25 protein-coding genes are annotated in these 23361 nt (G+C 62.6%); 10 read left to right on the top strand and 15 right to left on the bottom strand.

Annotation, left to right across the window (positions count from 1 at the left end; genetic code table 11):
• Positions 1 to 69 precede the first annotated feature (69 nt).
• Positions 70 to 819 (top strand): triose-phosphate isomerase, encoded by a 750-nt coding sequence (gene tpiA, locus HJ536_RS09235; RefSeq protein ID WP_177157498.1) that lies wholly within the window; start codon positions 70 to 72, stop codon positions 817 to 819.
• A gap of 155 nt (positions 820 to 974) precedes the next feature.
• Here the strand turns inward: tpiA and HJ536_RS09230 are convergent, their stop codons facing one another.
• The 5 genes from HJ536_RS09230 to HJ536_RS09210 form a co-directional block, all read right to left on the bottom strand.
• The gene (locus tag HJ536_RS09230; protein WP_176853406.1) at positions 975 to 2351 is read right to left on the bottom strand and encodes a TRAP transporter large permease; all 1377 of its coding nucleotides are present in this window, start codon (positions 2349 to 2351) and stop codon (positions 975 to 977) included.
• Positions 2352 to 2354: 3 nt separating this feature from the next.
• Positions 2355 to 3044 (bottom strand): TRAP transporter small permease, encoded by a 690-nt coding sequence (locus HJ536_RS09225; RefSeq protein WP_177157497.1) that lies wholly within the window; start codon positions 3042 to 3044, stop codon positions 2355 to 2357.
• An 86-nt stretch (positions 3045 to 3130) separates the two neighbouring features.
• Positions 3131 to 4135 (bottom strand): DctP family TRAP transporter solute-binding subunit, encoded by a 1005-nt coding sequence (locus HJ536_RS09220; RefSeq protein WP_177157496.1) that lies wholly within the window; start codon positions 4133 to 4135, stop codon positions 3131 to 3133.
• Between the two features lie 247 nt (positions 4136 to 4382).
• On the bottom strand, positions 4383 to 5609 hold the full coding sequence (locus HJ536_RS09215; protein ID WP_176853409.1) for a sigma-54-dependent transcriptional regulator: 1227 nt from the start codon (positions 5607 to 5609) through the stop codon (positions 4383 to 4385).
• The gene (locus HJ536_RS09210) at positions 5606 to 7303 is read right to left on the bottom strand and encodes a sensor histidine kinase (protein ID WP_177157495.1); all 1698 of its coding nucleotides are present in this window, start codon (positions 7301 to 7303) and stop codon (positions 5606 to 5608) included. Before HJ536_RS09210 ends, HJ536_RS09215 begins: the two co-directional genes overlap by 4 nt.
• Before the next feature lie 128 nt (positions 7304 to 7431).
• Between HJ536_RS09210 and HJ536_RS09205 the strand changes: the two genes are divergently transcribed.
• Positions 7432 to 8613, top strand: a complete 1182-nt coding sequence (locus tag HJ536_RS09205; RefSeq protein ID WP_177157494.1) for a cytochrome P450 — start codon at positions 7432 to 7434, stop codon at positions 8611 to 8613.
• Between the two features lie 9 nt (positions 8614 to 8622).
• Here the strand turns inward: HJ536_RS09205 and HJ536_RS09200 are convergent, their stop codons facing one another.
• Complete coding sequence (locus HJ536_RS09200) at positions 8623 to 9084, bottom strand: Lrp/AsnC family transcriptional regulator (RefSeq protein ID WP_176853412.1); 462 nt, start codon at positions 9082 to 9084, stop codon at positions 8623 to 8625.
• Positions 9085 to 9231: 147 nt separating this feature from the next.
• Between HJ536_RS09200 and HJ536_RS09195 the strand changes: the two genes are divergently transcribed.
• The 6 genes from HJ536_RS09195 to HJ536_RS09170 all read left to right on the top strand — a co-directional run bounded on the left by HJ536_RS09195 (position 9232) and on the right by HJ536_RS09170 (position 13686).
• Complete coding sequence (locus HJ536_RS09195) at positions 9232 to 9615, top strand: NAD(P)-dependent oxidoreductase (RefSeq protein ID WP_176853413.1); 384 nt, start codon at positions 9232 to 9234, stop codon at positions 9613 to 9615.
• A gap of 1 nt (position 9616) precedes the next feature.
• Positions 9617 to 9925 (top strand): DUF2849 domain-containing protein, encoded by a 309-nt coding sequence (locus HJ536_RS09190; RefSeq protein ID WP_176853414.1) that lies wholly within the window; start codon positions 9617 to 9619, stop codon positions 9923 to 9925.
• Positions 9926 to 9929: 4 nt separating this feature from the next.
• Positions 9930 to 11600, top strand: coding sequence for a nitrite/sulfite reductase (locus HJ536_RS09185; RefSeq protein WP_176853415.1), 1671 nt, complete (start codon positions 9930 to 9932; stop codon positions 11598 to 11600).
• The gene (locus HJ536_RS09180) at positions 11590 to 12390 is read left to right on the top strand and encodes a phosphoadenylyl-sulfate reductase (RefSeq protein ID WP_177157493.1); all 801 of its coding nucleotides are present in this window, start codon (positions 11590 to 11592) and stop codon (positions 12388 to 12390) included. Before HJ536_RS09185 ends, HJ536_RS09180 begins: the two co-directional genes overlap by 11 nt.
• Positions 12387 to 12779, top strand: a complete 393-nt coding sequence (locus tag HJ536_RS09175) for a DUF934 domain-containing protein (protein ID WP_177157492.1) — start codon at positions 12387 to 12389, stop codon at positions 12777 to 12779. Before HJ536_RS09180 ends, HJ536_RS09175 begins: the two co-directional genes overlap by 4 nt.
• Positions 12780 to 12840: 61 nt before the next feature.
• Positions 12841 to 13686: a ferredoxin--NADP reductase gene (locus tag HJ536_RS09170; protein ID WP_176853418.1), complete on the top strand. Its 846-nt coding sequence runs from the start codon at positions 12841 to 12843 to the stop codon at positions 13684 to 13686.
• Between the two features lie 164 nt (positions 13687 to 13850).
• On the opposite strand, the gene HJ536_RS09165 is transcribed toward HJ536_RS09170, so the two are convergent.
• Positions 13851 to 14660, bottom strand: coding sequence for a hypothetical protein (locus HJ536_RS09165; RefSeq protein ID WP_177157491.1), 810 nt, complete (start codon positions 14658 to 14660; stop codon positions 13851 to 13853).
• A 194-nt stretch (positions 14661 to 14854) separates the two neighbouring features.
• Here HJ536_RS09165 and infC point away from each other — a divergent pair, with 194 nt between their 5' ends.
• On the top strand, positions 14855 to 15400 hold the full coding sequence (gene infC, locus HJ536_RS09160; RefSeq protein ID WP_176853622.1) for a translation initiation factor IF-3: 546 nt from the start codon (positions 14855 to 14857) through the stop codon (positions 15398 to 15400).
• A gap of 128 nt (positions 15401 to 15528) precedes the next feature.
• Here the strand turns inward: infC and HJ536_RS09155 are convergent, their stop codons facing one another.
• The 6 genes from HJ536_RS09155 to HJ536_RS09130 form a co-directional block, all read right to left on the bottom strand.
• Positions 15529 to 16539: a molybdopterin-binding protein gene (locus HJ536_RS09155; RefSeq protein ID WP_177157490.1), complete on the bottom strand. Its 1011-nt coding sequence runs from the start codon at positions 16537 to 16539 to the stop codon at positions 15529 to 15531.
• The gene (locus tag HJ536_RS09150; protein WP_177157489.1) at positions 16539 to 17513 is read right to left on the bottom strand and encodes an XdhC family protein; all 975 of its coding nucleotides are present in this window, start codon (positions 17511 to 17513) and stop codon (positions 16539 to 16541) included. The genes HJ536_RS09155 and HJ536_RS09150 overlap by 1 nt, the downstream gene beginning before the upstream one ends.
• A 79-nt stretch (positions 17514 to 17592) precedes the next feature.
• On the bottom strand, positions 17593 to 18396 hold the full coding sequence (locus HJ536_RS09145; protein WP_177157668.1) for a glycosyl transferase: 804 nt from the start codon (positions 18394 to 18396) through the stop codon (positions 17593 to 17595).
• Between the two features lie 60 nt (positions 18397 to 18456).
• The gene (locus tag HJ536_RS09140; RefSeq protein ID WP_177157488.1) at positions 18457 to 18813 is read right to left on the bottom strand and encodes a DUF4112 domain-containing protein; all 357 of its coding nucleotides are present in this window, start codon (positions 18811 to 18813) and stop codon (positions 18457 to 18459) included.
• Positions 18810 to 18989 carry a YqaE/Pmp3 family membrane protein gene (locus HJ536_RS09135; protein ID WP_176853423.1) on the bottom strand — a complete coding sequence of 60 codons (180 nt, stop codon included), beginning with the start codon at positions 18987 to 18989 and terminating at the stop codon, positions 18810 to 18812. The genes HJ536_RS09140 and HJ536_RS09135 overlap by 4 nt, the downstream gene beginning before the upstream one ends.
• Positions 18990 to 19064: 75 nt before the next feature.
• A complete protein-coding gene (locus tag HJ536_RS09130) occupies positions 19065 to 20225 on the bottom strand; it encodes a M20 aminoacylase family protein (protein WP_177157487.1) in 1161 nt (386 codons plus the stop codon).
• 270 nt (positions 20226 to 20495) lie between these two features.
• On the opposite strand from HJ536_RS09130, the gene HJ536_RS09125 reads away from it, so the two are divergent.
• Entirely contained in the window at positions 20496 to 21581 is a 1086-nt protein-coding gene (locus tag HJ536_RS09125; RefSeq protein ID WP_177157486.1) for a YeeE/YedE family protein, read from the top strand.
• On the opposite strand, the gene HJ536_RS09120 is transcribed toward HJ536_RS09125, so the two are convergent.
• Entirely contained in the window at positions 21517 to 22800 is a 1284-nt protein-coding gene (locus HJ536_RS09120; protein WP_177157485.1) for a DUF3422 family protein, read from the bottom strand. The genes HJ536_RS09125 and HJ536_RS09120 overlap by 65 nt on opposite strands.
• A 136-nt stretch (positions 22801 to 22936) precedes the next feature.
• Positions 22937 to 23191: a hypothetical protein gene (locus HJ536_RS09115; protein WP_177157484.1), complete on the bottom strand. Its 255-nt coding sequence runs from the start codon at positions 23189 to 23191 to the stop codon at positions 22937 to 22939.
• Positions 23192 to 23361 lie beyond the last annotated feature (170 nt).

Here is a 23361-nt window from a genome sequence, read left to right as displayed (position 1 = left end):
TCCTGCCCGCTTGACCAATGCCCCCCTCTCGTAAATGGTGCGTCAAAAGCAACTCTGGGGGGGCATATAATGCGTCGTAAACTCGCTGCGGGTAACTGGAAAATGAATGGCCTGGCAGAGGCCTTGTCTGAACTGAACGAACTGACTGTGACCTACGGCGAAGCGCCCGTAGACATCCTGATCTGCCCCCCTGCCACCTTGATCGACCGCGCCAGCGAAGCGGCCGAAGGCAGCGCCGTGGCTATCGGCGGCCAAGACTGCCACCCCAAAACCAGCGGCGCGCATACCGGCGATATCTCGGCGGAAATGCTGCGCGATTCCGGCGCCAGCCACGTAATCATCGGCCACTCCGAGCGCCGCGACGACCATGGCGAAAGCTCTGCCCTGATCGCGGCCAAAGCCACCGCCGCCTATGACGCGGGCCTGATCGCAGTGGTCTGCTGCGGCGAGCACCTGAGCACCCGCGAAGCTGGCGAAACCCTGCCCCATATCGGCAAACAAATCGCAGAAAGCCTGCCTGACGCAGCCACTGCAGAAAACACTGTCATCGCCTACGAACCCGTCTGGGCCATCGGCACCGGCCTGACCCCGACTGTCGAGCAGATCGCCGAAGTCCACGACTTCATCCGCGCCGAACTGATCGCCCGCTTTGGCGAGACCACCGCAAACGGCATCCGCCTGCTCTACGGTGGCTCGGTGAAGCCCTCGAACGCAGCGGAAATCTTTGCGACCTCGAACGTCGACGGCGCACTGGTCGGCGGCGCGAGCCTGAAAGCAGCGGACTTCTCTGCCATCATCGACGCGCTCGTGGCTGCCTGAGTGCCATGAGTATTTAAAGCAAAAAGAAGCCGGTTTCTTTTTGCACCAAATACTCAAAAGTCCTGACCTAAAAGAAAAGGCGCCGGTCCCGATGGGGCGGCGCCTTTGAAGTTTGAGGGGAGGAACGGGCGCGGGAGGAGCGCCCGTGTTTCTTATTATTTTGTTATGATTTCCGGACCCATGAAGGTCGTCGGCAGGTAGGTCGAGAGCCACGGAATGTAGGTCACCATGATCAGGAAGACGAACAGAACAGCCAGGAAGGGCAGAGCTGCGCGCACCACCGCCATCATGGGCATACCGGCCACACCCGAGGTCACGAAGAGGTTCAGACCAACCGGCGGAGTGATCATGCCGATTTCCATGTTTACGACCATGATGATGCCCAGATGGATCGGGTCGATCCCCAGTTCGATGGCGATCGGGAACACCAGCGGCGCGACGATCACGATCAGGCCCGAGGGCTCCATGAACTGGCCGCCGATCAGCAGGATGACGTTCACGATGACCAGGAACATGATCGGGCCGAAACCTGCGCTCAGCATCGCACCTGCGATTTCCTGAGGGATCTGCTCGTCGGTCAGAACGTGCTTCAGGATCAGGGCGTTCGCGATGATGAACATCAGCGTGACGGTCAGCTTACCGGCGTCGAACAGGGTGTCCTTGGTGTCCTTGTGGAAGAACGCGGTCACGATGGCCTTGGGCTTTTCGATCAGGGACAGGTTGCGTTCGCCTTCGGGGCGGGCAAGCGGCCCCATGTCGCGGTACACGAAGGTCGCGATCAGGAACGAATAGACGGCAGCAACGGCGGCGGCTTCGGTGGGGGTAAAGATACCGCCATAAATCCCGCCAAGGATGATCACGATCAGGAACAGACCCCAACCAGCTTCACGGCCAGAGGTGACAACTTCGCCCCAGCCTTTCCATTCGCCTTTGGGCAAGCCCTTGATCTTGGCGATGGCATAGATGGTGACCATCAGCATGGTGCCCGCCAGCAGACCGGGGATCACACCCGCCAGGAACATGCGGCCAACCGACACGTCGGTTGCCGACGCATAGACCACCATCACGATCGACGGAGGGATCAGGATACCAAGGGTACCCGCGTTGGCGATGACGCCTGCGGCAAAGTCCTTGGTGTAGCCGACCTGACGCATACCGGCGATCACGATCGAGCCGATGGCAACCACGGTCGCAGGGGACGAACCGGACAGAGCCGCGAACAGCATACACGCAAACACGCCTGCAATCGCCAGACCGCCGGGGAAGTGCCCCACCAGCGCGATCGAGAAGCGGATGATCCGGCGCGCCACACCGCCCGTCGACATGAACGACGACGCAAGGATGAAGAACGGGATCGCCAGCAGGGTATAGTGACCCGCCATCGCCTGAAAGAACGTCTGCGCAATCGACGACAGCGAGGTTTCAGACAGTACCAGCAGGAACAGGATCGACGAGAAACCAAGGCTGACCGCGATCGGCACACCGATCAGCATCAACCCGATGATGGTGACAAATAGGATTGCGACGTCCATCGTTTATTCCTCGTAGTTCATGTGGCGCACGTCATCGACGGCGTCTTCGGCTTCGTGGCTTACGATCAGGCTGTCGGTCTCGCCGCGCATGACGGCGATCAGGGCTTCGACAAAGCGGAACAGAAGCAGGAACATGCCGAAAGGCAGAATGAAGTAGGGGATGAACCGCGGCACTTTTTCATAGTGGTCGCCATCGTTCATCAGGGGCTCGATCCAGCGCAGCCATTCGGGCATCGGCAGCTCGAGCACTTCGTACCAGCCGCGATAAGAGGTGCGCTTCATCTCTTCGAAGCCGGTGGGGAACCAGCGGCCCTCGGTCTGGGGCAGGTTCGCGAAGTTGGCCCAGTAGTCCCACGCGCCTTTGAACAGCAGAAATGCGTAGAACACACAGATGGCCGCAGCCACCAGCGCCAGAATGCGGCGCACGGGGGCAGAGAACATGTTGGTCAGCGCGTCAACGCCCAAGTGGGCGGTCACTTTGACCGAATAGCTGATGCCGAACAGGACCAGCCACGCAAACAGGAATGTCGTAGCCTCAAGGCCCCAGCTCATGCTGGCGTTGAAACCATAACGGAGAATGACGTTCAAAAATGTGACGAGTGTCATCAGGCCCAGAATTAACGCGATTACCGTTTCTTCCAGAGAGTTGATGAACCGCCCCAAAGCCGTTTTCGGCTCGTATTTCGCAGACATGGGGACGCTCCTGATGGGCAGGTCTGTTAAGCAATGCCCCGGCCCCCATAGGGAGGCCGGGGCGATTTCACGTGAGTGATGTTAGATTAGTGCTTGGCGTTGATCGCCTGAGCGGCGTCGATGTTGTCCTGACCGACGTCTTCTTTGAACTGTTCCCAAACGGGCAGCATCGCATCGACCCAAGCCTGACGCTGTTCTGCGGTCAGCTCGACGATCTTGCCGCCGGCATCCAGAACGGCCTGACGGGCTTCGGCGTCAACTTCGGCGATCGCCGCGTTACGCGAAGTGGTCACTTCGTTCACGATGGTTTCCAGCTGGGTGCGGACGTCCTCGGGCAGGCTGTCCCACCAATCGGTCGAGGTCACCAGCATGTAGTCCAGAACACCGTGGTTGGTTTCGGTGGTACCGTCCTGCACTTCGAAGAATTTCTGGCCGTAGACGTTCGACCAGGTGTTTTCCTGACCGTCAACAACGCCGGTCTGCAGCGCGCCGTACACTTCCGAGAAGGCCATCGGCTGGGGCGATACGCCGATCGCTTCCATCTGCGCCTTGATCACTTCGGACGGCTGAACGCGGAATTTCAGGCCAGCTGCGTCGGTGGGCAGAACCAGAGGCTTGTTTGCCGACATCTGCTTCAGACCGTTGTGCCAGAAGCCCAGGCCCAGCAGGCCGCGCTTGACCATCGATTCCTTCATCGCCTGACCGGTTTCCGAGTTCTGGAACTCGTCCACGGCTTCCATGTTCTTGAACATGAAGGGCAGGTCGAAAATGCGGAAGACTTTGGTGAACTGTTCGAACTTCGACAGCGAAGGAGCCGCCATCTGGACGTCGCCCTGCAGCATGGCTTCCAGAACTTTGTCGTCATCGTACAGGGTCGAGTTCGGGTAGACTTCCATACAAGCCTTGCCGTTCATCTCGTCGTTGATGCGCTGTTGCAGCAGCGACGCGGCGATGCCCTTGGGGTGCTTGTCGGTGTTGGTCACGTGGCTCAGTTTGATGACGATTTCGCCTTCATCACACTGCGCCATGGCGCCTGCTGCGCCGGTAACGGTCAGAGCGACTGCGGTCGCTGCGGTTGCGAGAAATTTCATGGGTCTCCTCCCCCTTTGAAATTAAAGTACGCGACCCCGTCATCGGGATCCTGCGACAGAGATAACCGCAGGGGCCCGCAAAGGCTCAAGAAGAGAATTACGTTTTTGTGATAATCGCGTTTTCCCGCATATTTACAGGCGGTTAAGGGTTGCATGGGGTGCAACCCAGCTATGCGGCAATGCAGCGGAGTGCGAAATTCCGCACACGGGATTTTCGGCTTGTGCGGAAAACCGCACACACCGCAAATCAGTCTGGACGGAAGTCTTCGGGCCGAATCCCGTGGCGGGTCAGCTTGTCGTAGAAAGTTTTACGGGGCAACTTTAGCGCCTTGGCGGCGGCAGTCGCCTGCCCCGAATGTTTGCGCAGCCCCTCGATCAGAAGCGACCGCTCCACCTGCGCCATCTGTTCGGCCAGCCCGAGGCTGTGATCCTCGACCACGTCCCCCAGTCCCAGCGCGAACCGCATGGCCGCGTTCATCAGCGCGCGGGCGTTACCGGGCCAGTCCTGCGCCATCAGGCGTGCGATGATGTCGGGGGTAATTTCGGGTGGGGTGACGCCCGCCTGCTCGGCCGCCTGCGCCACATAATGGCGGAACAGGACGGGGATATCCTCGGGGCGTTCACGCAGGCCGGGGATATACACCCGCACCCCTTCGAGGCGGTAATAGAGATCGGCGTTGAACTGCCCTTCGGCCACCATCGCCGCCAGATCCCGCGTGCTGCCCGCCAGAACCCGCGCCGAGCTGTTCTCGAGCCGCGTCATCAGGGCGAACTGGGTTTCACTGGGCAGCAGCGCGATCTCGTCCAGAAAGACGCTGCCCATTTCGGCGCGTTCCATCGCCTCGGCAAGTCCGTCGGGGGTCAGGCCAGCGGCGCTGCGTTTCTCGAAGGGTTGCTTGGCGCGCGGAGACATCAGGTGGATCACTTCTGCCACCTTGTAGACGCCAGAGCCGGGCGCCCCCGTCACCAGCACATCCGCCCCCGTCGGGGCCACCGCGCGGATCGAGTTACGCAGGGTCTCGAACACGGCGGACTTGCCAAACAGCATCCGTGCGGCAGCATCCCCTTCGCTGAGCTGCGCCCGCAGGCGACGGTTTTCCAGAACCAAGGCGCGGTGGGTCAGCGCCTTGTCCAGCGCGGTCATCAGGTCTTTGGACGCGCAGGGCTTTTCCAGAAAGTCAAAGGCCCCTGCCCCCATCGCCTGCACCGCCATGGGAATATCCCCTTCGCCGGTCAGCAGGATCACGGGCAGGTCGGGATCGACCCCGCGCACATAGTCCAGCAGGTAGAACCCGTCGCGTCCCGGCATCCGGATGTCTGACAGGATCACGCCGTTGAAATCCGCCTTGATCTGGTCCTTGGCCGCCACGAAAGAGCCGCACAGAATGGGCGATAGCCCCTGCAAATCCAGCGTCTGACCCAGAGCCTCGCGGACGGGGGCGTCATCTTCGACGACCAGAACGGAACGGATCATGGGGTGCTGTCCTCTTGCCATGGCTTTAGTTCAACGGTGAACAATGCGCCGCCCTCGGGCGCGTTTTCGCCCCGTATCATGCCGCCAAAGCTTTGGACCAGCCCATAAGAGATCGACAGCCCCAGCCCCATCCCTTCGGAGGCACCGACTTCTTTGGTGGAATAGAACGGGTCGAAAATCTTTTCCGGCGCGGTGATGCCGGGGCCGGTGTCGGCGACGCTCAGGATCACTTTTTCCGGCTCGTGGGCGATCGAGATGGACAGGCAGCGGAAGGTCTGGCTGCTCATGGCGTCCAGCGCGTTCGAGATCAGGTTCAGCACCACCTGCTGAAGCCGCACCTCGCCCCCGCGCACCTGAACGGGCCTGTCACGGTCGGACCAGACCAGCGCGACGCCCTCTTGGGCCATGCGGGCCTCGGACAGTTCCAAGGCGCTGGCGATCACGCCGGTCAGGTCCACGCGGCCCACAGGTTCGCTTTCCTGACGGGCAAAGGCGCGCAGGTTCTTGATGATGCGGCCCATGCGGCGGGCCATGTCGGAAATCCGTTCCAGATTGGCGCGGGCCTCGGGAACGCGGTCCCGATCCAGATAGAGCGCAGCATTCTCGGCGAAATTCTGGACCGCCATCAGGGGTTGGTTCAACTCGTGGCTCAGACCTGCGGACATCTTGCCCAAGGCGCTCAGCTTGCCCGCTTGCACCAGATCAGCCTGCGCGCGCTCCAGTTCCGCCGTGCGTTCGGCCACGCGCTTTTCCAGGAGCAGGTTCGCCACGGCCAAGGTCCGCCGCCGCTCGGTCGCCAGAAACAGCATCGCGCCAAAGGCCAGACAGACCGCCGCCAGCACCGCCGCCTGCAAGCTGGCCAGCTTGGCCGAAGGGGCCACATCCACCAGCGCCTCGGCCCGCATCCCGATCACGGGCAGGTCCTGGACCAGATGCAGCGCCTGCGCGGGCACATAGCGCCCCGCATCCAGACGCCAGAGTTCCAGCTTGTTCCGCTGCTCCACCTGATAGGACAGGAAGGGCCGCAGAGGCGCGGTCCGGTAATCCGCATTGGCGCTGGTCAGACCGACACCCCGTTGCAAATACAGCAACTCTTCACGGTTCGAGACAAAGACCACCCCCAGATCGTCCGTGAAGAACACCACCGGCAGGCCCCCGCGCCAGTCGGTCTCGGTCCGTTCGATATCGACGACAACGACGACAACGCCCTGAACCTCTCGGGTCAGGCCAAACACCGGCGCCGCGTAATAGAACGCCCGCCGACCAAAGCGCGGGCTCACCGCGTGATAACTGCCCAAGGCCCCATCCATCGCCCGCAGGAAAAACGGTGCGTCGCCCCACCCTTGGGGCGGATCCCCGATGGCGTTGGCGACCACGTTCCCCTTGGTGTCCAGCAGCACCACGTCGAGCGCGGTCGTCTTGTCCGCCGAGCGCACAAAAAGCTGCCGGATCGCATCGGGGCTGACCGGCGCCTGCACCAGCGGGTGGTCCGCCAGATAGACCCCCAGTTCCCGATAGCGCTGCAATTCGGCCCGCAACCGGTCCGCCGCCAGCGCAAGGTCCGCCCTGCCCCGCTGGGCCGTCTGCTCGAGCGCCTGCGTGAACGCATAGTTATAGAGCGCGGTCGACACCGCCCCCACTGCGATCACGAATGCTGCTGACAGGCCGATGCGGCGCCACAATCCGGTATTCATGCCCCAGTGCTAGCAAATCTGCGGGGACCTGCACCAGAAGAATGCCGCCAAAACCCTTCGACAGAGTTTATTGCCGCAACTGTTTGCACGCCCTTGCGCGGGACGCTGCAGTTGCGCAATGTCCCGCCATGGCAGGTTTGAAACAGTCCCCGACAGAACCAGAGTTCGTCCAGAACCCCTATCCGTTTTACGCGTCTGCGCGCGCCGCGGGGCATGTCCATGTGTGGGACGACTATGCCATGCCAGCGGTTTTCACCCACGAGGCTGTCAGCGCCCTGCTGAAAGACAAACGCTTTGGCCGTGAAATCCCCACCGAGATGCGGCAGGCCCCGCCCGCCCATCTGACCGATTTCTACGGGGTCGAGGATCACTCGATGCTCGAACTCGAAGCCCCCCGCCACACCCGCCTGCGGTCGCTGGTCCTGCGGGCCTTTACCAGCCGCCGGATCAAAGGCCTCGCCCCCGAGATCGAGCGCCTGTGCCACCATCTGATCGACGAGATGCCCATGGGCGGGTGCGATCTGCTGCCCGCCTATTGCGCCATGGTGCCGGTGATCGTGATTGCGCGGCTGCTTGGCGTCCCCGAGGGGATGGCGACCCAACTGCTGCTGTGGTCCAACGCGATGGTCGGCATGTATCAGGCGGGCCGCACCCATGATGACGAGGTCGCCGCCAACACCGCCGCCCGCGAGTTTTCTCTGTTCATGCGGGATTATATCGCCGACCGCCGCGCGACCCCTGCGGATGACCTGATCTCGGAACTCATCGCCGCCGAGGAAAACGGCCAGCGCCTGACCGTGGACGAGATGATCACCACCTGTATCCTGCTGCTGAACGCGGGCCACGAGGCGACGGTTCATACGCTGGGCAACGGTGTGAAAGCGCTGATCGAGAACAATGTTCCGGTTTCCGCCCTGCAAGGGGACGCTGTTCAGAACACGGTCGAGGAAATCCTGCGCTACCACCCGCCCCTGCACGTCTTCACCCGCTATGCCTACGAGGATATCAGCCTGTTCGGCCATGACTTCCGGCGCGGGGATCAGGTGGCGTTGATGCTGGCCTCGGCCAACCGCGACCCTGCGGCGTGGACTGATCCGAACCGGTTCGACCCGACCCGCCCCATAAAGACGAACAGCAGTTTCGGCGGCGGCATCCATTTCTGCATCGGCGCACCGCTCGCCCGTCTGGAAATGCAGATCGCCCTGCGGGTTCTGTTCGAACGCCGCCCGCGCCTTGCGCTGGCAGGCACCCCCGAATACGCAGATGTCTATCATTTCCACGGGCTAGAGGCGCTGAACGTCACCTACTAAGGCGGCAGATTACAGCGGCAGGGCCGTCGTGCTCTTGATCTCTTCCATCGACAAAAGGGCGGTGACGTTGTGGACGCGCACCTCGGAAATCAGCGCCTGATAGAACACGTCATAGGCCCGCGCGTTCTGCACCCGTACCTTCAGAATATAGTCGATGTCACCGGCCAAACGGTGCGCTTCCTGCACCTCGGGGCGCTCTCGAACAGCTTTCAGGAACTTCTCCTGCCATTCCTTTTCATGGGCGCTGGTGCGGATCAGAACAAAGAAGCACGCCTCGAACCCCAAGGCCTCTGGGTCCAGCTTGACGGTCTGCGGACCGATGACCCCGGATTCGCGCAATTTGCGGATACGGTTCCACACCGGCGTCTTCGAAGACCCGACTTTCTTGGCGATTTCGTCCAGAGACTGAGCCGCATCCTCTTGCAGCTCGGAAAGGATTTTCCGGTCTATCTGGTCAAGGCGCACGCTCATTCCTGTTTTCTCCTGTTTTGGCAAACCGGCGTTCCAAGCGGCCGCTAGAATGGAACAAACGTCCTTATTGGCCGCGCCATATAGCCAATATGGGGGAAAATTTCCTATGTAAAGGACCAAGATCACCCATCATGGAATCCCTGTCACATGGCACAGAACCGGACATATGCAGCACTGACCGGACGACGCGTTGTCGTTTCGGGCGCTGGCGTGTCCGCGATGGCCGCCCTGACCGACCTGATCCGCGCCGGTGCCCGTATCACCGTCTATGCGGACGAGGTTGCACAGGAAATCAGCGCACTGGCCGGCGAAGGCCGCCTGAAACTGGTGCAGCGCGGGATTGTGATTGGTGATGCGATCGGGGCCGACCTTACCCTTGGTGCCAATGATGACGACCTTTTCGATGCACATGCCGAATGGGTCGCCCTGCATGACAGCACCGAATTCCAGTTGGCCACCGACCTTTCCTTTTCCGGCGCTGCACTCTATGCGGCCCGTCCCACATTCGATCTGACACAGGAGCTCGCCTGATATGGCCCGCAAATTCACGCCCAAGGTTGTGACCGCCAACCACCTTCTGGAAGGTGATGTGATCTACCTGACCGCCGATGACCGCTGGACCCGCAACCTGAGCGAAGCAGAGATGATCGACGACGAAGCTCACGCCGACATCCGCCTGCTGTTCGCCGCAGCGCAGCAGTCTGTCGTTGTCGGCCCCTATCTGGCTGATGTAGAGGCTGGCGCCAATGGCCCCGAGCCGACCCATTTCCGCGAAGATTTCCGCCGCACTGGCCCCTCCAACTATTTCCACGGCAAGCAAGCCGCCAAAGCCGAGGCATAAGCGCATGTACAAGTACAACGAATTCGACGCCGCCTTTCTGGCAGAGCGTAACCGCCAGTTCCGCGCACAGGTTGAACGCCGCATCGACGGCTCCCTGACCGAGGACGAATTCCGTCCCCTGCGCCTGATGAACGGCCTGTACCTGCAGCTGCACGCCTACATGCTGCGCGTGGCGATCCCCTATGGCACCCTGTCGTCGGACCAGATGCGCCAACTGGCCCTGCTGGCCGAGAAGTGGGACAAAGGCTACGGTCACTTCACCACCCGTCAGAACATCCAGTACAACTGGCCCAAGCTGCCCGACGTGCCGGATATGCTGGACGCGCTGGCCGAAGTGGGCCTGCACGCCATCCAGACCTCGGGCAACTGCATCCGTAACGTGACCGCCGACCATTTCGCTGGCGCTGCCGCTGACGAACTGATCGACCCGCGTCCCGTGGCCGAACTGCTGCGCCAGTGGTCCACCGACCACCCCGAATTCCAGTTCATGCCCCGCAAGTTCAAGATCGCGATCACCGGCTCGCCGAACGACCGCGCCGTTGTGGCGGCCCACGACATCGGTCTGCGCGCCGTTCAAAAGAACGGCGAGATCGGCTTTGAGGTGCTGGTAGGTGGCGGTCTGGGCCGCACCCCGATGATCGGAAAGGTCATCAACCCCTTTGTCGCCAAAGAGGACCTGCTGCCCTACCTCGAAGCCATCGTCTCCACCTGGAACATGGAAGGCCGCCGCGACAACAAATACAAGGCGCGCATCAAGATCACCGTGCACGAGCAGGGTCTCGATACCTTCCGCGCCAAGGTCGAAGAGCGCTATGCCGCTGTCCGCGACCAGTTCCGTGGCTACGACCAGAAGCTGCTGGCCGAGATCGAGCAGTACTTTGCCGCGCCCGCCTACCGTGACGGCGACGTTGCTGCCTATACCACTGCTTACAACGCCGATCCGGTGTTCCGTGCTTGGGTTGACACCAACCTGACCGCCCACAAGCGCGCCGACCACGCGATCGTCACCATCTCGATCAAGGCGCACGGCAAGACCCCGGGCGACGCGTCGGCCGAGCAGATGCGCCTGATGGCCCATCTGGCGGACAAGTACGCCTATGGCGAGCTGCGCATCAGCCACGAGCAGAACGTGATCCTGCCCCACGTCCACAAGTCGGACCTGCCCGCCCTGCACAAGGCGCTGAAGGCAGCGGGCCTTGGCACCGCGAACATCGGTCTGGTGTCGGACATCATCGCCTGCCCCGGCATGGATTACTGCGCGCTGGCAACCGCCCGTTCGATCCCGATCGCTCAGCAGATCGCGACCCGCATCGACGAGCTGAAGATCGAGCGCGAAGTCGGCGAGCTGAAGATCAAAATCTCGGGCTGCATCAACGCCTGCGGACACCACCACGTTGGCCACATCGGCATTCTGGGTCTGGACCGCGCGGGCGTTGAAAACTACCAGATCACTCTGGGTGGCGACCACACCGAAACCGCGGCCATCGGCGAACGCGCCGGCCCCGGCTTCAGCTATGACCAGATCGTTCCTGCGATTGAACGCCTGATCACCGCCTACCTGGAGCTGCGCACCTCGGCCGAGGAACGCTTCATCGACGCATATCGGCGTGTGGGCCCCGCCCCCTTCAAGGCGGCGCTCTATCCCGAAGCAGAGGAAAAGGCGAATGCAGCCTGAACGCAAAAGCGACTTTCTGTTCGGCGGTCAGCCTGACGCCACGCCCCCCGCGGGCGTGGATCTGGAAGACCTGCGCACACGCGTTGCCGAACTGAACGAACGCTACAAACACCACGGCGCGACGTCCGTGCTGGAACAGGCGCTTCAGGACCCCCAAGCGGGGAAACTGGCGCTGGTCTCCAGCTTTGGCGCCGAATCCGTCGTCCTGTTGCATCTGGTGTCGGTCATCGACCGCAGCACCCCTGTGCTGTTCATCGACACCCAGATGCTGTTCGCCGAAACGCTGGCCTATCAGGCCGAGCTGGCCGAACGTCTGGCCCTGTCGGACATGCGCGTCATCCGCGCCGCCGACACCGAGATCGCGCGCAATGACCCCGACGGGACGCTGCACCAGTTCAACACGGACGCCTGCTGCGCCCTGCGCAAAACCGTCCCGCTGGAAAACGCGCTCAAGGGCTTTGACGGCTGGATCACCGGCCGCAAGCGTTTCCAGTCGGGCACCCGCGCGGCCCTCGAATTCTTCGAGGTCGAGGACGGCACCGGACGCATCAAAGTGAACCCGCTGGCCCGTTGGGCCCCCGAGGACATCAAGAACTACATGGAAGAGAACCGCCTGCCCCGTCACCCGCTGGTGTCCAAGGGCTATCCCTCGATCGGCTGTGCGCCCTGCACCTCGCCGGTCAAGGAAGGCGAAGACCCCCGTGCCGGCCGCTGGCGCGGACAGGACAAAACCGAGTGCGGCATCCATTTCGTGAATGGCAAAATGGTCCGCAAAGGAGTGAACGCATGACTGTAATCGTGACCGACGCGGGTTTTGCCGCAGATGACTGGACCGGTGACTTCGAGGGCCGTGATGATGTGGCCGATCTGGCCCCCGACGCGGACCTGACCGGCATCGAGACCCGCTTTAACCAGCTGGCCCTGATCCGTGTGGCATTTCCGTCCTTTTCAGATGGCCGCGGTTTTGGTATTGCACGCCGCCTGAGAGACATGGGTTACACCGGCCGCCTGCGCGCTCAGGGCCATGTGATCTCTGACCAATACGCGATGGCCCGCCGCTGCGGCTTCGATGAGGTCGAAATCAGCACCGAGCTCGCCGCCCGCCAGCCCGAAGACCAATGGAAGTTCCGCGCCAACTGGCAAGCGCATGACTATCAGTCGCGCCTCCGCGCCAGCTGAGTCACTTTCAAAATCCAGAATGTGTCGCTAAACTAGGGCGGCAGAGAAAAGAGATACCCCGATGACCGAACAAACCGCTGTCCAAGAGCAATCCGCTTCGAAAGTCGTCCTTCCCGATGCGCAGACTGTCACTTCGGTAAAACACTGGAATGACCGCCTGTTCTCGTTCCGCGTATCGCGCCCCGCGTCGCTGCGCTTCCGTTCGGGCGAATTCGTCATGATCGGCCTGATGGGCGATCCCGATCCCAAAACCGGCAAGCAGAAACCCCTGCTGCGCGCCTACTCCATCGCCTCGCCCGCATGGGACGAGGAGCTCGAGTTCTACTCGATCAAGGTGCAGGACGGCCCGCTGACCTCGAAACTCCAGCACATCCAGCCCGGTGACCAGATCATCCTGCGTCCCAAGCCCGTTGGCACGCTGGTGCACGACGCCCTGCTGCCCGGCAAGCGTCTGTGGCTGTTCGCAACCGGCACCGGCATCGCGCCGTTCGCTTCGCTGATCCGCGAACCCCAGACCTACGAGGACTTCGACCAGATCATCCTGACCCACACCTGCCGCGAAGTCAGCGAACTGCAGTACGGCAAGGAACTGGTGGAATCGGTCCGCACCGACGAGCTGCTGAACGAACTGATGGGCGAAGGTTTCGCGGACAAGCTGGTCTACTACCCGACCACCACCCGCGAAGAGAGCCCCAAGATGGGCCGCATCACCGACCTGCTGAAAGACGGCACCGTCTTCCGCGACCTCGGCATCGAGGGCCTCTCGCCCGAGACCGACCGCGGCATGGTCTGCGGCTCCCTGCCCTTCAACAAGGACATCATGGAGATCCTCGAAGGCGCCGGCCTGCGCGAGGGTGCAAACTCCGAGCCCGCAGAATTCGTGGTGGAAAAAGCCTTCGTCGGCTAACCCTCCCCACATCCGAACACAAAAAGGCGCGGTCAGGAAACCTCCCGACCGCGCCTTCTTTTTGCTGAAAATACTCACGGCACCACATCACCACCCCGCGCCCCAATGAATTAGGGCGGCGCCTCACGACACCGCCCCAGACCCGTTCTTAAATTCCAATCCGATTACAGATCCAGTGCGTCCCGCAGCTGCGCCAGCACTTCACGCAGAGCCTCGGGTTGGTCCTGAGCCTGAGTCAGAGCCGCATCCAGAGTGGTCTTCTGCATGTCATTCAGGTTCGAGCCGTCAATGATCGCCTGAACCTTGGCAAAAACGAAGCCTTCCTCGGTCAGCAACTGCTCCAGACCAACCTTGTCGGTGCCAGCCACAGCGGCGGCGGTCTCGGCGTCCATCTCTGCGCCTTCGGTGGCCTCTTCGGCAACTTCACCGGGACGAGTGGTGGTGACCAGATCGCCATCGGTGGCTTCACCCAGCGCGTCAGCAGTTACGGCTGCGGCATTGTCCAACGCCTCGACAGTGGCACGACCCGCATCGTCAGCACCCTCGGCAATGGCTTCACCGGCGGCATCAGCCTTTTCAGCAGCGGCATCGGCGGCCGCTTCGGCCTTGGCCTCGGCCTTGTCGGCCGCAATCGCTGCGTCTTCGGTCAGTTCCTGCGCGGAATTCTTGGCGCCTTCATAGGCATCCCCGATCGCGTCACCGGCGGCGTTCAGCGCCTCACCTGTGGCCTCGACCGCGTCATTTGCAACGCTAGACACAGCATCTGCCGCGTCACTTGCGGCCGCACCAACGGTCTGGCCCGCATCCGATACAGCCTCGGCGGTCTTGTCCGCTGCGGCTTCGGCATTGGCCTGAGCGGCCGCGGCGTTCTCGGAAACGCCCTCGCGGATGTCGTCCTCGCCCGGACCTTTGAAAAGCGTGTAGCCCCCTAGAATGACCAGAACGGCGACCAGCGCGATTGCCAAATTCTTCATGAATGTGATCCTCTCTTTCGTATGCCCTCCTAACGCGTGGATCGCGCAGTTGTTCCCGAACTGTGATTACGGGGCCCACAAGTGGTGAATTCCCTAGAAATCATGGCAAATGGGCGAATACGCGCTTGAAAGATGGGCGCACTCGCCTTAGTTTCCGCACTCAATTTCCCGTTCATGATTGAAGGAACACAGCCATAGGACGCAGACCGCATAACGCGCCGCCCACCCGCGAGACTGGCCCCCGTATCAACGGCGCCATCCGTGGACCCGAGATTCGCCTGATTGGCGCCGACGGTGAAAACGTCGGACTGATCCATCCTGCCAAGGCATTGGACATGGCAGTCGCGGCAGGTCTCGATCTGGTGGAAATCTCCCCGAACGCCAAGCCGCCCGTGTGCAAGATCATGGACTTCGGCAAGTTCAAATACGAACAGCAAAAGCGGGAGTCCGAAGCGCGCAAGAAGCAGAAGATCATCGAAGTCAAAGAGGTGAAGTTCCGTCCCAATACGGACACCCACGACTACGAAGTGAAGATGCGCAACGTCGTCAAGTTCCTGGAAAAGGGCGACAAGGTTAAGGTCACCCTGCGTTTCCGTGGCCGCGAGATGGCGCACCAGAACCTGGGCCGTGAGCTCTTGGAACGTGTCGCAGCGGACATCAAGGAACTGGGCAAGGTCGAGCACATGCCCAAGATGGAAGGTCGCCAGATGATCATGGTGATCGGTCCGCTTCCGAAATAAGGCTACGGCTTTACCGGATCAGAATTTGGGGCGCGTCCTTTTTGGGGCGCGCCTTTTTCTTTGGGCTCTGGGCGGCGTCGGGGACAGTGCCGTGAGTATTTTTCGCAAAAAAGAAGCCTGATGGGCGGTTATTTGGCGGGGGCGTGCGCGCCCTTGGGCAGGCGGCGATTGCGGGGGTGCGGACGGGTCGGGATTTCTTTGAGGAGGCCCCCGACGCCCATGGCCGCGATATCCTGATTGGTGACGGTCAGGCCGCAGGCGATGCGGGCGAGGATCCAGTCGGCCCCGTTCAAGGCCGGTGAACGGGCGCAACCGGGCAGGCCGATCACGGGGCGTTGGCCGATTTGGCCAAGGAACAGCAGGTTCCCCGGATCGACGGGCATGCCAAAGCGGGTCACCGTGCCGCCCGCGCTGCGCAGGGCGGCGGGGGCCACATCGTTCGGGTCCGATGTGGCAGAGCCCGTCAGGATCAGCACCAGATCGGACTGGCTGTTTCTGATGTGCTCGGCCAATTCATCGGTGCGGTGGGCGCTGGTTGTGACCGTGTTCAGGGTGATACCGAGGGCGTTCAGGCGCCCTTCGATCGCGTCTTGGCCAGCTAGGCCGGGGCCGCCCGAGACTTCGGTCACGATCAGGTCGGCGGTGCGCAGGGTCACGGGGGCAAAGGAAATGGCGTTCTCGGCGGCTGCAGCGGCGCGGGTCAGGTCGGTCTGGTCCACCGCATAGGCGATGATTTTGACCGTTGCGATCATGCCCCCCTGCCCCATTTGCTGGAACGGCGGGACGGTGGCGCAGGTGATCATCGGATCGATGCTGTTCAGGGCCTGAATGGCGGCCCCATCGATCAGGGCGACTCCCGGCCCCGGTGCCAGCAGGTTCACCCGCCCCGTGAAGGCATCGGTCAGCAGCACGGCATCCGTCGCGACCGAGGTTGCCAGACGCTCAGCGGCGGTGTCTTCGTCCAGATCGGTGGGATCAAGGCGGGCCACGATCACCTCGGTCAGGCCAGCGCGGCGCAGGGTGTCGATGTCTGCGGCGGTCAGGACAGCGCCTTTGCGCAGACGACTGGATTCGGTGCCGACCGAATGGGCCAGCACCGCGCCCACCGCCTGATCCAGCGGAACGGGGCCGAACCGCATCAGCCTTGCCTCAGGGTTTTGATGACTTGGGCCAAGATCGACACAGCGATTTCAGCGGGGCCAGAGGCGCCGATGTCCATGCCCACGGGGGCGTCCAGTCGGGCGATGTTGTCGGCCGAGATGCCAGCGGCGGTCAGCCGTTCGACCCGCTTGGCATGGGTGCGGGTCGAGCCGAGCGCCCCGATATAAAACGCCGGACTGTCGAAGCCGCGCATCAGCGCCGGATCGTCCAGCTTTGGGTCGTGGGTCAGCAGGACCAAGGCCGTGCGGGCGTGGATGCCGATACGGTCCAACCCTTCGTCCGGCCAGTCGGTGACGATGCGGGTTTCGGGGAAGCGGGATTCGTTGGCAAAGCTTTCGCGGGGGTCCAGAATGATCGGGTCGAACCCCGCGATGCGCGCCATGGGGACCAAGGCCTGCGCGATGTGAACGCCGCCCACGATGACCATTTGCAGGGGTGGGTTGTGGATGGCGACGAACGTGGTGCCGTCCTCCTCGACCCCGGATCGGTCCAGCCGGAAGCGTTGCGCGTAGCCTTCGGTCGCCAGCGTGGGTGTGCCGCCATCGAGCCCCGTGACCAGTGCTGCGGGCGTGCGAGCCGCGCGGTGGGCCACAAGTTCGGCCAGAACTGCTTCGGGCAACGCAGCGCCAACGGGCTGCACCAGCACGCGGATCGTGCCGCCGCAAGCCAGCCCCACGGCAAACGCATCGCCATCGCTGACGCCATATTCCAACAGGCGGGGTTTGCCGTCCTCAAGCGCCTCCATAGCCTCGACGACCACAGCGCCCTCGACACAGCCGCCGGACACCGAGCCCGCCATTTCCCCGTCGCCGGAGATCACCAGCATACTGCCCACGCGGCGGGGGGCGCTGCCCCATGTTTCCACCACAGTGGCCAAGGCTGCGCCGCGACCGGCGCGGTGCCACGTCAGGGCGCGTTCCGGGATGTCGTCGAAACGGTCGGATATGGTCATAGGGGCTCCTCCTGCGGGGGATCGTGGCACCATCCGGCAGGACAAAGCAAGGCCCCCGAACGGGCCGTTCACAAGGGCGTTAGGCCCACGCGTCCCCCAGATCGGCGCGGGCGCGGTCGATCCAGTGATCCTTGAGCCACGCACAGGGGCGCGAATGGCGGATCCACGACCCGTTATAGCCCGCCACAGCCTCTGGCATCTTGGGTCGACCGTGGAAGCACACGACCCGCGCGTTCTCCGGCAGGATCGGATCGCGCAGATAGTTCACCGGAGGCAAACCAAGGCAATCGTATTTGAAGCTGACCACCAGATCCTCGGGGATATAGGCGAAATCGCCCTTCTCCATCCCCTTGTGCGAGGTGTAGCGCTGTTCCGATCCGCGTGCCTCTTCGACGACCTTGTATGTGTCGGCGGCCAGATCATCGTACAGGTAACCATGCAACGCAGGATCAAAGCGGAAGACGCTGCCGTGGCCGGTGGGGCGGCCCTTGCGCTTTTCGACCCAGTCGTGGCGCATGGCGATCTTGCCGGGGGCCATCTCCCAGATCGGGGTCAGATCGCCGGTGATCACCACGTCCAGATCAAAGCCCAAAATGGGCCCCTGCAGATCGTGGATCAAACCGGATTTGAACAGCGAAGTTTTGCGCATCGCCCCCTGACGGTTGGCCACCGCCAAGGCCGCGTCCATGTCCGCCTGATAGGGCTCATTCGGCAGGTCCAGAACCTCGATATCGGGGTGGAAGCCCTCGGAATGCTCGGTCATGCAGAAGAAACGCACAGGCACGTTCAGGTTCCGGCGCACACCGGAATAAAGGCGGTTCACATATTCGGGGCCGAACAAAGTGCCCCATTTGATGCAGATGATGTTCGCCGGCTGCATGATCGCCCCGCTTTTTGACCTGTCTTGCCCTGCGCCTTACCGCGCCGGACAGGGTTTGGCAAATCAAGCGGTGCGCGCACCCTCTAGATAGGTGCGCAGCAGGCGGGCGTTGCGGATGTTGGCCTTGAACCCGATGTCCAGCACGTCCCCGACCAAGGGGAACAGCCCGATGAACCAGTCCAGCACCATATTCCACGCCATTTCCAGCAGCACAGACATCGGCGCCCCCGCCCCGCGCGCCAGCCCGATAATATAGAGCGACGGCAGCAGCGCCACGCTGTCCCCGATCCCCGGAATCACCCCGAAAATCGCGTCCCAGCCAAAGCGGATCTGCGTACCCGGCACGCGAAAGGCGCGGTCCATCAACCGCGCCAATCGTTCAGCTCTTTCGAGCCTCTGGAAGTGTTTGTCAGTGATCATGCGTGACGATGATCCGGTCCAACCGTTGCGATCACCCAGACCGCGTGGACGATACCGGGGATATAGCCCAGCAGGGTCAGCAGAATGTTGATCCAGAATTGTTTGCCGATGCCCACCTGCAAGAAAACACCCAGAGGGGGCAGGAAGATTGCAGCGATAATACGAATAATATCCATAACTTGGTCTCCTTTTTGCCTGCGACCGTCGATTGCAGTCTCAACCAATCCGCAGGCAAAAAGTTCCCAAATGCTTTACGCCGTCAGCGGCAGTCGGGCCTCGACCATGCCCACAAACCAGCTGCAACCGGCGGGGATAATCTCGTCGTTGAAGTCGTATTCGGGGTGGTGAACCGGCGCGCTGTCACCGTTGCCGACCAGAATATAGGCCCCCGGACGTTCCCGCAGCATATAGGCGAAATCCTCGCCCCCCATGATCAGCGGGGCCTCGGCGCACTGGCCGGTCAGGGACCGCGCCACATCGGCCGCATACTCGGTTTCAGCGGGGGTGTTCACCATCACCGGATAGCCGCGCAGCACCCGCAGATCGGCGCTGGCCCCGTGGGCCGCAGCGGTCTGGGTGATCAGCATCTTCAGACGCTCTTCGGCCTGATGGCGCACATCGTCATCCAGACTGCGGATCGTCCCGCGCAAGGTCACCTGCTCGGGGATCACGTTGAACGCCTTGGAGCTGCTCTCGATCGAGGTCACAGACACCACCACCTGCTGCACAGGGTCCACCGAACGCGAGGCGATGGTCTGCAGCGCCGTCACCACATGGGCCGACACCACGATCGGGTCGATGGTTTCATGGGGTTTAGCGGCATGACCGCCCCGCCCTTGCAGAACCACCTCGAACTGGTCGGTCGCGGCAAAGAACCCGCCGGGCCGGATCGCGAACGTCCCCGCCGGAACGCCCGGCCAGTTGTGCATCCCGTAGACCTCGTCGATGCCGAAGCGGAACATCATCCCGTCCTCGCACATCTCGCGGCCGCCGCCGCCGCCCTCTTCGGCGGGTTGGAAAATCACCACCGCCGTGCCCGCGAAATTCCGCGTCTCGGCCAGATATTTCGCAGCCCCCAGCAACATACTGGTGTGCCCGTCATGGCCGCAGGCGTGCATCTTGCCGGGGTAGGTGCTGGCATAGGGCTTGCCCGTCGCCTCGGTGATCGGCAGCGCGTCCATGTCGGCCCGCAGGCCAATGGTGCGCCCCTCGGCCCGCCCCTTGATCACGGCCACCACGCCGGTGCGCCCGATGCCTGTCACGACCTCGTCACAGCCGAACGCGCGCAGGCGATCCGCCACCACTTGGGCGGTGCGGTGCACGTCGAACAGCAGCTCGGGATTGGCGTGAAAGTCTCGTCGCCAAGCGGTGATCTCTGGCAACATTTCGGCGAACCGATTCTTCAACGGCATAACGCTCTCCGATTTAGTATGGGGGCAACCTATGCCCGCGCTGCGCGACTTCCAAGTTTTCCGGCAGAAAAGGACATCACACGCCGCGCCCAAGCGCCCGCAAAACCAGCATCACCCGACAGCAGGCCGGACACAACGCCCGTCCCAAGCCGCCCGCCCCAATCGGAACAACATTCCAGCATGACTCCCCACGCACTATAAGACGGAGCTTGCCAGAGCGGGTTTTCGCCCTCATTCCAGAACAAATTCCCGTTTTCCAAAGGTGAAGCGATGTTTGAACAACTGGGTCTGGGTGACGTTACCCCGCGCGAAGCCAGCATCTGGCTGGCACTGGCCATTGGCGTGGTCTTCGGCCTTCTGGCCGAGCCGACCCGTTTCTGCTTTCGCCGTGCGGTCGCGGGCCCTGCTGGCGAACGTCGCAGCGCCGCTGGCCTGTGGCTGTGGGCGCTGGGGATCGCTGTTCTGGGTACCCAAGGCGCGGTCCTTTCGGGCCTGATCAGCTTTGACGGCCACCGCTTTACCACCACTGCCCTGCCCGTTCTGGCGATTATCCTTGGCGGTCTGGCCTTTGGCACCGGCATGGTCCTGACCCGCGGCTGCATCACCCGCCTGACCGTCCTGACCGCCACCGGCAACCTGCGCGCGCTGACCGTGATGCTGGTCTTCGCCGTCACCGCCCACGCCGCGATGAAGGGCGTGCTGGCCCCTGCCCGCACCGCTCTGTCCGGCCTGACCAACGATTTGGGCATCGGCACCTTGGCCGACCTGCCCGGCGGCGCTCTGGTCTGGTCGCTGGTGATTGCGGTCCCTGCGCTGGCCTATGCGCTGACTTCCCGCCTGCATCCCCTGACCCTGATCGCGGGGGCGGTTCTGGGCCTGTTGGTGCCCGCCGCGTGGGTCGGCACCGGCTATGTCCTGCTGGATGAATTCGACCCCATCGCGCTGGAAAGCCTCGCCTTTACCGCGCCTGTGGCCGACAGCCTGTTCTACGTGATCGCCAGCACCGCGGTCGAGCCGACCTTTGGCGCGGGCCTCGTGGGCGGTGTTCTGGCGGGCGCTCTGGTGGCCAGCCTCATCGGCCGCCGCTTTGAATGGCAAGGGTTCGAGGCCCCCGCGCAGATGGGCCGCTACATCACCGGAGGCGTTCTGATGGGCTTTGGCGGCGTACTGGCCGGCGGCTGCACCATCGGCGCAGGCCTGGCAGGGGTGCCGACCCTTGGCCTGTCGGCGATCCTTGCTCTGCTGTCCATCGCGGCAGGCGGCGTGATCGCCGCCTGCCTGCTGGATCGTGTCAGTGCACCTGATTCCGGATTTTCCGGATCATCAGATACACAATCCCTACAACCGGCAGAGTGACCAAGGCCGTCAGCTCGGTCTTTTCCAGATGCACGGCCTTGGCCAGCGGGGCCAGCACATAGCTGGCCAAGCTGACCGCATAGTAACTGATCGCCACGACCGACAGCCCTTCGACCGTCTCTTGCAGGCGCAGTTGCAGGTCGGCGCGGCGATCCATGCTTTCCAGCAGGGCCTGGTTCTGCGCGGATCGGTCCACATCCACACGGGTCTGTAGCAGCTGCGCGGCGCGAATGGCGCGGTCCGACATGCTGGCCAAACGGCGCTCGGTGGATTTCACCGTCCGCATCGCAGGGTCGTACCGGCGCATCATGAACTCGGCAAAGGTCTGACGGCCCGCCACGCGGCTCTCGCGCAGGACCTCGATCCGCTGGTTCACAATCGCCTCGTAGGCGCCCGTGGCCCCGAACCGGAACGACGCCTGCGCCTGCAGGTTCTCCAGCTCGGCCGAGATCGCCAGCAGCTGGTGCAGGGTCTCTTCGGGCTGTTCGTGATTGGCCACGGCCATATCCGACACCAGACGGGTCAAGCGACTGTCCACCTGCCCCAGCTGATCCCCCATCGCCCGCACCCGCGCCAGACCCAGCATCGACATGCTCTTATAGGTCTCGATCTCGCACACACGCTGCAAGATACGGCCGATGCGGCGCTCGCCGGTGTGGGCGGCGGGGAAGATGACGAATCGCATGTGACCCGCCGGATCGATCCGGAAATCGCCCGCAATCGTGGCCGCATCATCCAGCACGCTGCTGATCGCCAGACTTTCGGCGACGAACCAGTCGTTGACCTTGCGGCTGACCTCCTCGGGTTCGGGGCGCGGCTCGATGCGGATCATCGCCGAGGTCACCCGCAAACCGGGCGATCCGTTCAGCCAATCCTCGGGGAAGACATCGAAATCAACGGGATCGAACGCGCGCTCCCCCAGCCCCTCAAGGAACACGGTAAAGGTCACAAATTCGGTGTGTTGTTCCCATTTCAGGACATGCTTGCCGATCTCGCCCGACCAATGGGTGGCACCGGGCTGCGGATGGGGCGCGCCGTAACGGTCCAGCAGGGCGATCAGATGATCGCGGTCCTGCGACTTGTTGCGGTTGGCGGCGTCCTTCTCGTGCTTGATGGCCAGAAAGATCGCGCGGCACGGCGCGGTCAGCATCGGGAACGGGCGCGCGTGCAGCTCGTTCGCAAGCGCATAGCGCAACGGGTGGTCGGGAATGGTATTCATATGCGAACCTTTTATCTTTGCAGGCAAGCTACTGATTTCCGCTCGCCAATCAAGAAAATAGTTCGCAATTTCAGTGGGTTATATGTGCGCGACTGTATACCGAAGCTTTCGGGACACCTTTCGCGCACCTAAGCCATTAATTCTGCGCGAAAAACGGGTTTCCGCCTGCGGGCTGCGACTTTTTGCTGCGCATATGGACTTCGGTCAGAACAGCGTTCGGGGCAATCCGCGCAAGGGTGCGCAGGTCGGGGGCCATGGGCATGACCAGTTCGCGGGTCTTGCCATTTTCAGTCAGGACAACCACCCATTCGCGAACGGCAGCGGGTTTGTACTGGGCCAGTACTTCCGCCTTGTGGTCGAGACGCTTGAGCAGTTCATACGAGACAGTCATAGTGCGTTCCTTCGAAAATCCTCTGCTGCCCGAACAAGGGCGGAACGCAACGCAGGCCTTTGGAAACCTGCAAACCTAGGCAGCACCGTACGGGGTCACGATTACGGGACACTGTGTCCCATGGACCTCTCTAACGGCCGCCCTTTGCTGACTTTAAGCTAAAGCTATTT

This window comes from Donghicola mangrovi (genome assembly GCF_013377535.1).
In the GTDB taxonomy this organism is placed as follows: Bacteria; Pseudomonadota; Alphaproteobacteria; order Rhodobacterales; family Rhodobacteraceae; genus Donghicola; species Donghicola mangrovi.
The sequence above is the reverse complement of the archived record's forward strand: the minus strand, read 5'-3'. Positions and strand labels throughout refer to the sequence as shown.

Excerpts from the sequence above, each read along its gene's own strand:
- tpiA (WP_177157498.1), top strand. The coding sequence starts at position 70 with ATGCGTCGTAAACTCGCTGCGGGTAACTGGAAAATGAATGGCCTGGCA.
- HJ536_RS09230 (WP_176853406.1), bottom strand. The coding sequence starts at position 2,351 with ATGGACGTCGCAATCCTATTTGTCACCATCATCGGGTTGATGCTGATC.
- HJ536_RS09225 (WP_177157497.1), bottom strand. The coding sequence starts at position 3,044 with ATGTCTGCGAAATACGAGCCGAAAACGGCTTTGGGGCGGTTCATCAAC.
- HJ536_RS09220 (WP_177157496.1), bottom strand. The coding sequence starts at position 4,135 with ATGAAATTTCTCGCAACCGCAGCGACCGCAGTCGCTCTGACCGTTACC.
- HJ536_RS09215 (WP_176853409.1), bottom strand. The coding sequence starts at position 5,609 with ATGATCCGTTCCGTTCTGGTCGTCGAAGATGACGCCCCCGTCCGCGAG.
- HJ536_RS09210 (WP_177157495.1), bottom strand. The coding sequence starts at position 7,303 with ATGAATACCGGATTGTGGCGCCGCATCGGCCTGTCAGCAGCATTCGTG.
- HJ536_RS09205 (WP_177157494.1), top strand. The coding sequence starts at position 7,432 with ATGGCAGGTTTGAAACAGTCCCCGACAGAACCAGAGTTCGTCCAGAAC.
- HJ536_RS09200 (WP_176853412.1), bottom strand. The coding sequence starts at position 9,084 with ATGAGCGTGCGCCTTGACCAGATAGACCGGAAAATCCTTTCCGAGCTG.
- HJ536_RS09195 (WP_176853413.1), top strand. The coding sequence starts at position 9,232 with ATGGCACAGAACCGGACATATGCAGCACTGACCGGACGACGCGTTGTC.
- HJ536_RS09190 (WP_176853414.1), top strand. The coding sequence starts at position 9,617 with ATGGCCCGCAAATTCACGCCCAAGGTTGTGACCGCCAACCACCTTCTG.
- HJ536_RS09185 (WP_176853415.1), top strand. The coding sequence starts at position 9,930 with ATGTACAAGTACAACGAATTCGACGCCGCCTTTCTGGCAGAGCGTAAC.
- HJ536_RS09180 (WP_177157493.1), top strand. The coding sequence starts at position 11,590 with ATGCAGCCTGAACGCAAAAGCGACTTTCTGTTCGGCGGTCAGCCTGAC.
- HJ536_RS09175 (WP_177157492.1), top strand. The coding sequence starts at position 12,387 with ATGACTGTAATCGTGACCGACGCGGGTTTTGCCGCAGATGACTGGACC.
- HJ536_RS09170 (WP_176853418.1), top strand. The coding sequence starts at position 12,841 with ATGACCGAACAAACCGCTGTCCAAGAGCAATCCGCTTCGAAAGTCGTC.
- HJ536_RS09165 (WP_177157491.1), bottom strand. The coding sequence starts at position 14,660 with ATGAAGAATTTGGCAATCGCGCTGGTCGCCGTTCTGGTCATTCTAGGG.
- HJ536_RS09155 (WP_177157490.1), bottom strand. The coding sequence starts at position 16,539 with ATGCGGTTCGGCCCCGTTCCGCTGGATCAGGCGGTGGGCGCGGTGCTG.
- HJ536_RS09150 (WP_177157489.1), bottom strand. The coding sequence starts at position 17,513 with ATGACCATATCCGACCGTTTCGACGACATCCCGGAACGCGCCCTGACG.
- HJ536_RS09140 (WP_177157488.1), bottom strand. The coding sequence starts at position 18,813 with ATGATCACTGACAAACACTTCCAGAGGCTCGAAAGAGCTGAACGATTG.
- HJ536_RS09135 (WP_176853423.1), bottom strand. The coding sequence starts at position 18,989 with ATGGATATTATTCGTATTATCGCTGCAATCTTCCTGCCCCCTCTGGGT.
- HJ536_RS09130 (WP_177157487.1), bottom strand. The coding sequence starts at position 20,225 with ATGCCGTTGAAGAATCGGTTCGCCGAAATGTTGCCAGAGATCACCGCT.
- HJ536_RS09125 (WP_177157486.1), top strand. The coding sequence starts at position 20,496 with ATGTTTGAACAACTGGGTCTGGGTGACGTTACCCCGCGCGAAGCCAGC.
- HJ536_RS09120 (WP_177157485.1), bottom strand. The coding sequence starts at position 22,800 with ATGAATACCATTCCCGACCACCCGTTGCGCTATGCGCTTGCGAACGAG.
- HJ536_RS09115 (WP_177157484.1), bottom strand. The coding sequence starts at position 23,191 with ATGACTGTCTCGTATGAACTGCTCAAGCGTCTCGACCACAAGGCGGAA.